Source organism: Desulfovibrio sp., from assembly GCF_018379785.1.
Taxonomy (GTDB): domain Bacteria; phylum Desulfobacterota; class Desulfovibrionia; order Desulfovibrionales; family Desulfovibrionaceae; genus Desulfovibrio.
Map to the genome: position 1 here is coordinate 77838 of NZ_JAGZUV010000003.1, position 8135 is coordinate 85972.

7 protein-coding genes and 1 other RNA gene are annotated in these 8135 nt (G+C 58.5%); 4 read left to right on the top strand and 4 right to left on the bottom strand.

Features of this window, described 5'->3' with window-relative positions; all coding sequences use genetic code 11:
- Nucleotides 1–15 precede the first annotated feature (15 nt).
- The 4 genes from rapZ to KH208_RS01345 all read right to left on the bottom strand — a co-directional run bounded on the left by rapZ (nucleotide 16) and on the right by KH208_RS01345 (nucleotide 4938).
- Nucleotides 16–969, bottom strand: coding sequence for an RNase adapter RapZ (gene rapZ / locus KH208_RS01330; protein ID WP_291433137.1), 954 nt, complete (start codon nucleotides 967–969; stop codon nucleotides 16–18).
- Nucleotides 970–1044: 75 nt separating this feature from the next.
- Nucleotides 1045–1584, bottom strand: a complete 540-nt coding sequence (gene raiA / locus KH208_RS01335) for a ribosome-associated translation inhibitor RaiA (protein WP_008684163.1) — start codon at nucleotides 1582–1584, stop codon at nucleotides 1045–1047.
- A gap of 37 nt (nucleotides 1585–1621) precedes the next feature.
- The gene (gene rpoN, locus KH208_RS01340; protein WP_062252040.1) at nucleotides 1622–3052 is read right to left on the bottom strand and encodes an RNA polymerase factor sigma-54; all 1431 of its coding nucleotides are present in this window, start codon (nucleotides 3050–3052) and stop codon (nucleotides 1622–1624) included.
- Between the two features lie 242 nt (nucleotides 3053–3294).
- Nucleotides 3295–4938: a CTP synthase gene (locus KH208_RS01345; protein WP_008684165.1), complete on the bottom strand. Its 1644-nt coding sequence runs from the start codon at nucleotides 4936–4938 to the stop codon at nucleotides 3295–3297.
- 215 nt (nucleotides 4939–5153) lie between these two features.
- On the opposite strand from KH208_RS01345, the gene KH208_RS01350 reads away from it, so the two are divergent.
- From KH208_RS01350 to rnpB, 4 genes are all read left to right on the top strand, one after another.
- Entirely contained in the window at nucleotides 5154–5963 is an 810-nt protein-coding gene (locus KH208_RS01350; protein ID WP_291433142.1) for a phosphoribosylformylglycinamidine synthase subunit PurQ, read from the top strand.
- A 221-nt stretch (nucleotides 5964–6184) separates the two neighbouring features.
- Nucleotides 6185–6979: a Nif3-like dinuclear metal center hexameric protein gene (locus KH208_RS01355; protein WP_291433145.1), complete on the top strand. Its 795-nt coding sequence runs from the start codon at nucleotides 6185–6187 to the stop codon at nucleotides 6977–6979.
- A 16-nt stretch (nucleotides 6980–6995) separates the two neighbouring features.
- Nucleotides 6996–7772: a C4-type zinc ribbon domain-containing protein gene (locus KH208_RS01360; RefSeq protein ID WP_008684170.1), complete on the top strand. Its 777-nt coding sequence runs from the start codon at nucleotides 6996–6998 to the stop codon at nucleotides 7770–7772.
- A gap of 72 nt (nucleotides 7773–7844) precedes the next feature.
- An RNA gene (gene rnpB, locus KH208_RS01365) (RNase P RNA component class A) lies at nucleotides 7845–8135 on the top strand; the annotation flags it as partial.

Sequence of the window (8135 nt, forward strand, 5' to 3'; positions counted from 1 at the left end):
AATTTGCCAGCTTTTTCAGCCAAGTTCAAGGTGCCGGTGCTCCAGTGAAGCGGGATAGTCCGCCTGGCGGAGCGCCTGTGACAACTCTTCGGCCATGGCCACTGAGCGGTGCCGCCCGCCGGTACAGCCCACGGCAATGGTAACCCGGTAGCGACCTTCGGCCTCCATCAGGGGCAACATGAAAAAAAGCAGATCCAACAGTTTTTTGCGAAATTCCACCGCGCTGGGCGAGGCGAAAACATAGTCGGCCACGGTCTTGTCCTTGCCGCAAAGGGGGCGCAACTCTTCCACAAAATACGGGTTGGGCAGAAAGCGCAGATCAAAAACCATGTCGGCTTCCCGGGGTACGCCGTATTTGAAACCAAAAGAAATCACATTGACGCGGATAGCGCGCAACCTGTCCTTGTTGCCGCTCCAACGCTTTTGAATGGATCGCCGCAGGTCGTGGATCGAAAAACGCGAAGTGTCGATAACCAGATCGGCCATTTCCCGCAGAGGACGCAGCCGGTTGCGTTCGGCGGCCAGGGCGGCTTCAAGGCCCATGCCCTCACGCTCCAGCGGATGTGGGCGGCGGGTGGTGGCGTAGCGGCGCATGAGTTCCTGCGCGTCAGCCTCCAGAAACAGCAGAAGCGGACGGATGCCCTTGGCGGCCATCACGCTCAGGGCGTCGTTGATTTCATCCGGAAAATTGCTCTGGCGCATATCCATGCCCAAGGCAATGCCCATGAAATGACTCATGGAAGGACGCTCCATCATACCGGCCATTTCCGGGGCCAGACTGGCGGGCAGACCATCCACGGCGAAATAGCGCAGATCTTCAAAAACCCGCAAGGCCGTACTTTTGCCCGCGCCGGAAAGGCCGGTAACAATACAAACCTGCACGGGGCGGTCATGAGCGACTTTGGGCGTGTCCGCAGGCGAATCCGGATCGGACGGACTGCGGCGGGGGGGCTGCTGTGACGTGCTCATACATATACTTCACTGGGGCCGCCGGGCCGCTCTTCGCACGATGACCGGCCCGGCGGATAAAAGTATGCGAAACGGCTACAACACGGGATCGATGAGGGCGTAGCCGGTAGTGCGCCGACGGTAAACCACGTTGACCCGGTTGCTTTCAGCATTGAGAAAGACCAGAAATTCGCTGCCGATGGAATCCAGTTGCATCAGCGCCTCATCCAGGTGCAGCGGCTTTGGCGCGAAGCGGTCCGTGCCCACCACGGTCTGACTTTCCTCAGGCTGGGCTTCCAGATTGTAGGTAAAGACGTCCACATCGGCATTGCGGGCCTTACGGCGCTGTTCCTTGACGCGGGACACCTGACGCTTGATCTGGGCTTCTACCTTGTCGGTCACAAGGTCGATAGCCGCGTACATATCGGAGGTCTGCTCGGTGGCGTTGATATGCAGGCCCTCGCCGGAAACGGTCACTTCGCAACGATGGCGGAATTTATCCACCGTCAGCACGACGCTTACTTCCAGACCCGCGGACTTGCCATAAAACCGCCCCAACTTTTCCATGCGGCGGCGGGCATACTTCTTCAAATGATCGGAGGCCTCAAAATTCTTGAAGGCGAAAGAGATATTCATGCGTTCCTCCTTGGGATTGCAAAGCACCGCTGTGAGATCAGAAGTGCTCCTTACGCCGTGACGACGAGGGAATGTCCAGCGCCGTGCGGTACTTGGCCACCGTACGCCGGGCAATATTCACTTTCAGGCGCTCCTTGAGCATTTCTCCGATGCGTTCGTCACTCAAGGGGGCCTTGGAGTCTTCATCGGCTATGAACTTCTTGATCAGCGCCTTAACGCTTTCCGAGCCGACCTGGCTGCCGTCGTCCAGCTCAAGGCCGCTGTTAAAGAAGAACTTCAGCTCAAAAATCCCGTGGGGCGTCGCCACGTATTTGTTGGTAGTGATCCGGCTTACGGTTGATTCGTGCATGCTGATATCGTCGGCAATGTCTTTCAGAATCAGCGGAGCCAGTTTGGTGACGCCGCTTTCAAAAAACGGCTGCTGGTGGCGCACAATGCTCTCCACCACCTTGTACAGCGTACGCTGGCGTTGATACAGGCTCTTGATCAGCCAGGAGGCCGAGCGCATTTTTTCCGTACAGTATTCCTTTTCCTTATCCGAGGAAGATCCCATATTCATCTGGCAGAGCGAGGAAAGCTGCAACTGCGGCAAACCGTCTTCATTGAGCAGAATGACAAATTCATCGCCCATCTTGTACACAAAGACGTCCGGGCTCACATAGGTGGGTTCGCCGCCGCCGAAACTGGCGCCGGGCAGTGGATCAAGGCTCTGGATGATGTTCAGATATTCCTTGAGTTCCTCCATATCCAGCTTGAACTTGCGCAGCAGAGGCTTGTAGCGCTTGGCCTCCAGATCTTCCAGGTGAGACTGGACCAGATCGAGAAGAATGGGATCCCGGTCATAGTTCAGACTTTTCAGCTGGATCAGCAGACACTCGCGCGCGTCGCGCGCGGCCACCCCTATGGGATCAAAAAGCTGCACTCTTTCCAGTACCGCCCGCACCTCGTCGGGCGTGGATGTGGTCATCTCCGCGATTTCTTCCAAGGTGGCCTGCAAATAGCCGGAGGAAGCCAGATTGCCGATGATGACCTCGCCGATTTCCTTTTGCGCCTCGGTCAGCATGGAAAGGCGCAGCTGCCAGAGCAGATGCCCTTCCAATGTGGGCTTGGCGGCATAACGGGCTTCCAGAGGAGAAATTTCTTCAGCCGCTTCAAAGTCACGCGGCTGTACTTGGCGCGGAGTGCTGGCGAACTCGCCGAGATAGTCCTCCCACGAGGCATCCTTGGCGAGTTCCTTGTCGTAGACCTCTTCTTCAACGGCCTCCCGGCGCTCTGTCTGGGCGGCCTGATCCGAAGAAGACTCATCACCCGAGAGCTCCTCAAGAAAAGGATTATCCAGCATCTCCTGCTGCACGGTTTCCAGCAGTTCCACGCGCGAGAGCTGAAGCAGCTTGATGGCCTGCTGTAACTGCGGCGTCATGACCAGTTGCTGAGCCAATTTCAATTGCTGACGAAGTTCCAGTGCCATGTCTGCTCTTTTAGGCTGATAAGCTACAATGTCTGAACGGAGTTCTCATTTACAAAAATTGTGCCATATGCTGAAAAATTATGCAATAGACGGAAGCTGCGAACAAAAAGGGAAAGGCCGCAAGGCTTGCGCCGGGCGGCGCGCCCCTACGGAAACCGCAGGGAACCAAGTCTCAGTTACGGCAAAGGGGAGGCCTCAGGCCTCCCCTTTCAGACATCACAAGCCAAGCGACAAAACGGCGCTCAGGCTTTGGATTGCTTTTTGGCCGCCTTGATGAATTCGCGGAACAAAGGATGGGCTTCCATGGGGCGGGATTTGAACTCGGGATGGAACTGACAGCCCAGGAACCAAGGATGGTCGGGCAGCTCCATAATTTCCACCAGAGAGTCGTCCGGCGCCGTGCCGCTGAAGGCCATGCCCTTCTGGCCCAGAATTTCCTTAAAGGCATTGTTGAACTCATAGCGATGGCGATGCCGTTCGTCCACCATATCCTTCTTGTAGGCTTCGTGGGCCTTGGTGCCGGGCAATACCTTGCAGGGATAGGAACCCAGACGCATGGTGCCCCCCTTATCACTGCTGGCGTCGCGTTTTTCCACATTTTTGGTGCGGAAGTCGAACCATTCGGTCATCAGGTAAATAACCTTGTGGTCGGACAGGGGATTGAACTCCTCGGAATTGGCGTCGTCCAGACCGGCCACATGGCGGGCAAATTCAATGACAGCGCATTGCATGCCCAGACAGATACCGAAGAAGGGCACGTGTTTTTCGCGGGCGTAGCGGATAGCCGCAATCTTGCCCTCCACGCCGCGGTAACCGAAGCCGCCGGGCACCAGAATGCCGTCACAGCCCTTGAACACTGAAGCCGCGTTGTGTTCGGTCACATTTTCGGAGTTGACGTAGCGCAACTCCACAGCCACCCGGTTGGCCACGCCGCCGTGGATCAGGGCTTCGTGCAGGCTCTTGTAGGCTTCTTTCAGGTCAACATACTTGCCCACAATGGCAATGGTCACCTTGCCCTGGGGATTGGCGCTGTCGTGAACCAGCTTTTCCCAGGATTCCAGGTGGGCGTTGCGCGCGGGCAGGCGCAGCATGATGGCGACTTTCTGGTCAAAACCTTCCTCGTAGAACTTGAGGGGCACTTCATAAATGTTGTCCACGTCCACGGAGGAAAAGACCGCGTCCTGGTCCACATTGCAGAACAGGGCGATCTTTTTGCGCATTTCCTGGGGGATGCTCTGTTCGCAGCGGCAGAGGATGATGTCCGGCTGGATGCCGATGGAAAGCAGCTCCTTGACGCTGTGCTGGGTAGGCTTGGTTTTGTGTTCACCGGCGCAACGCAGATAGGGCACCAGGGTCAGGTGAATGTTCAGGCAGTTGTCGCGCCCCAGTTCCGAACGCAACTGGCGGATCGCCTCCAGGAAAGGAAGGCCCTCAATGTCGCCCACTGTGCCGCCGATTTCTATGATAGCCACGTCCGGCGCGCCCTCGCCCTCGGCCAGGGAAAGCACGGTATGCTTGATCTCGTCGGTGATGTGCGGGATCACCTGCACGGTGGCGCCCAGATAGTCGCCGCGCCGCTCTTTGGCAATGACGTGATTGTAGATGGAGCCCGAGGTGGTGTTGTTTTTGCGCGACATGGGCACGTTGAGGTAGCGCTCGTAGTGGCCCAGATCAAGGTCGGTCTCGGCCCCGTCGTCGGTCACGAAAACTTCGCCGTGCTGGAAGGGGTTCATGGTGCCCGGATCCACATTAATATAAGGATCCAGCTTCTGAATGGTCACCGACAGGCCGCGCGTCTGTAAAAGCGCGCCCAGCGAAGCGGCCGCCAAGCCTTTGCCCAGTGAAGACAAAACCCCGCCCGTCACAAAAATAAATTTGGTTTTCATGGCCTCCCACCTGTTTTGCTTGAATGCACGGTTCCGCGTAACCGCATGCTGATACACCCAATTGATTTTTTTGGCTAGCATTGACTAAGTCTGATAAGGCAAGTAGTGTAATTTTCCCTTTTTCAGCATGCGTCCCGCCGTGTGGTTGGACGCGCGGCCCTACCCCGCTCCGGGCCGGGCGTATTTCAGGCTGCTCCTAAGGAGGCTCCTCCCGCATGGCTACAGTCAATACTCTGGTCATCACCGGCTACGGTACCAATTCCCATCTGGAAACCGCGCACACGGCCCGCTTGGCCGGTTCCGACAGGGCCGACGTGGTGCATTTCTCCGATCTGGTGGCGGGCAACGTATGCCTTGAGGGCTACCATTTTCTGATTTTCCCCGGCGGCTTTCTGGACGGCGACGATCTGGGCGCGGCCCAGACCGCGGCCATGCGCTGGCGCTATTTGAAAGACGCCCAAGGCACGCCGCTGCTGCAAAGCCTGCGGGAATTTCTGGACCAGGGCAAGCTGATCCTCGGCATCTGTAACGGCTTCCAGCTGCTGGTCAAACTGGGCGTGCTGCCCGCGCTGGGCGGCGTCCGCTTCGAGCGCCAGGCATCCTTGGGGCACAACGATTCCGCCCGCTTCGAGGACCGCTGGGTGCATCTGCTGCCCAATTCCGACAGCCCCTGCGTGTTCACCAAAGGCCTGCCCCTGCTGGCCATGCCCGTGCGCCACGGCGAAGGCAAGCTCATTCCCCGTGACGAGGAATGTCTGCGTCGTATTGCGGCCGAACAGCTCATCGCTCTCCAATATGCCGACCCGGAAAGCGGCAAGCCCACGCAGGAGTATCCTTATAACCCCAACGGCTCGCCGCTGGCCATTGCCGGACTCACCGACCCCACAGGACGCGTGCTGGGCCTCATGCCGCATCCCGAAGCCTTTCACCATGTGACCAATCATCCCGCCTGGACCAGGGGCGAACTAGACCCGCCGGGCACCCTGCTGTTCGTCAATGCCGTGCGCTATCTGCGCGGCCAGTAGCTGGCCCGGCCTTGACAAAGCCGACTTATACGGACAAAATATTAAGATTAACCACAACATCGTGCAACAGCCGCGTGGTTCGCTCAGAGCCGCGCGCGTCAGACAAGGTGTGTACACGTTTGCCGCACATTCCCGCTTTCTTTTTTTACGCCGGATGATTTTTTAAGGCGCTTTCTCTGTTCAAGTGCAAGAAAGTGCCTTTTTTATTGAGGGCAATATCAATGCAACTCATTGAAATATTTAGCGCCATTGAAAAAATCGCACCTCTGGACGCCGCCGCCCCCTGGGATATCTCGGGCCTGCAGGTAGCAGCGCACAGAAGTGAAGCCGACATGCTGGCCGTCTGCCTGGACCCCACGCCCGCCTCGGTGCGTCAGGCGCTGGAACGGGGGGCGCAGTGCATTTTGAGCCACCACCCCCTGGCGCTCAAGCCCGCCCTGCCCCGGCGTCTGGACGCCTACCATGAAGTTCTGTGCCTGTTGCTCGCTGCGGATGTGCCGCTCTATGCCGCCCACACCTCGCTGGACGTCAACGCCGACGGTCCGGCGGGCTGGCTGGCGCGCGAGCTGGAACTCGGCAACCTGGCGGTGTTGGAAGCCACGGCCCCGCCGCTGGCTGCGGCTCCCCTGCCGCTGGGCTTCGGTTTGGCCGGTGATCTGCCCGCGCCCTTGAGCCTTGAGCAAATCACATCCGCTCTGGCCCGGCACATTGATCTCTCCACGGCCACGGTCTGCGGCCCCGTACCGGAAAGCATCTCGCGCCTGGCTTACTGCACCGGTTCCGGTTCTTCCCTTCTGCAGGAAGCGCGCGCGGCAGGCGCCCAGCTTTTCATTACCGGCGACGTCAAATACCATACGGCGCTGGAGGCTGAAATCTGCCTGCTGGATGTGGGGCACCACAGCCTGGAGGAAGAAATGATGCGCCGCATGAGCGGCTTGCTGGCGCAACGCCTCAGTGGCCTGAACGTTGTTTTCGTGCCTTCGGTTTCACCGTTGCGCCCCGTCCTTTTGCCATGACTCCCAGGAGGAATATATGAGCAGTGCCGTTTACTTGGATCAGATAAAGCAGTTAGTGGAATTGCAGAAGGTGGATGACGCCATCTTCGCTGTCAAGCAGGAGCTGGAAAGCGCGCCCCGCGAGCTTGAGGATCTGGAGCAACGCTTTGAGGCCGCCGAGGCTCAGCGCAATCGCGTCCTGGACAAGCTGGCGCATCTCCAGGAACAGCAGAAACGCCTGTCCCTGGAGATTGACGACGATTCCGCCAGGATCAAAAAGAGCAAAAACAAGCTCATGCAGGTGGGCAATACCCGCGAATATCACGCCATGATGCGTGAAATGGACAGCATGGAGAAAATCAACCGCTCCCGTGAGGAAGAAAAGATGACCCTCATGGAAGAATTGCAGTTGCAGAACGACACGCTGGCCGAAATCGATCGGGATTACTCCGCCCTTAAAGCCGAGCTGGAAGTCAAACGTGAAGGTCTGGAAGAAAAGCTGAAGAAAGCCGGAATCAATCTGGATTCTCTGAACCAGAAGCGTGCTCAGGTCAGCAAGGCCATTCCCCAGCCCGTGTTCATGCGCTATGAGTTCATTCGCGTGCGTCTGGAACATCCGGTCATTGTGGCTGTGACGGACGGCATCTGCTCCGGCTGCAATATCGCGGTGCCCCCGCAGTCCTTCATTGAGTTGCAGCGCGGCCAGCAGATTCTGAGCTGCCCCAACTGCCAGCGCCTGATTTTCTGGTGCGAGCATTTCAGCCTGCCGGAAGAGGCTGTTGCGGCTCCCAAGCCTGTACCCCTGACGGATTAGCTTGAGCCTTATTGGGACGCTTTGCCTCCGGCCGGTAAAGCGTCCGTAAAAATCTCCGGCCGCAAACAAGCGGGAGCCGGACAGACCGTCGCTGCGGGCCATTGGCCCGGAGAGGAAAGTCCGGGCTCCACAGGGCAGGACGCTGGGTAACACCCAGGAGGGGCGACCCTCGGACAGCGCCACAGAAAGCAAACCGCCGTGCTTTGCGCGGTAAGGGTGAAACGGTGGGGCAAGAGCCCACCAGATGCCGCGGTGACGCGGCATGCTCGGCATACCCCGTCTGGAGCAAGACCAAATAGGGAAGGCGGCCGGCCCGGCCCATGCCTTCCGGGTAGGTTGCTTGAGGGCGCGGGCAATCGCGCT

Coding starts and splice junctions, on each gene's coding strand:
- rpoN (WP_062252040.1), bottom strand. CDS start 3,052: ATGGCACTGGAACTTCGTCAGCAATTGAAATTGGCTCAGCAACTGGTC.
- KH208_RS01350 (WP_291433142.1), top strand. CDS start 5,154: ATGGCTACAGTCAATACTCTGGTCATCACCGGCTACGGTACCAATTCC.
- KH208_RS01345 (WP_008684165.1), bottom strand. CDS start 4,938: ATGAAAACCAAATTTATTTTTGTGACGGGCGGGGTTTTGTCTTCACTG.
- raiA (WP_008684163.1), bottom strand. CDS start 1,584: ATGAATATCTCTTTCGCCTTCAAGAATTTTGAGGCCTCCGATCATTTG.
- KH208_RS01355 (WP_291433145.1), top strand. CDS start 6,185: ATGCAACTCATTGAAATATTTAGCGCCATTGAAAAAATCGCACCTCTG.
- rapZ (WP_291433137.1), bottom strand. CDS start 969: ATGAGCACGTCACAGCAGCCCCCCCGCCGCAGTCCGTCCGATCCGGAT.
- KH208_RS01360 (WP_008684170.1), top strand. CDS start 6,996: ATGAGCAGTGCCGTTTACTTGGATCAGATAAAGCAGTTAGTGGAATTG.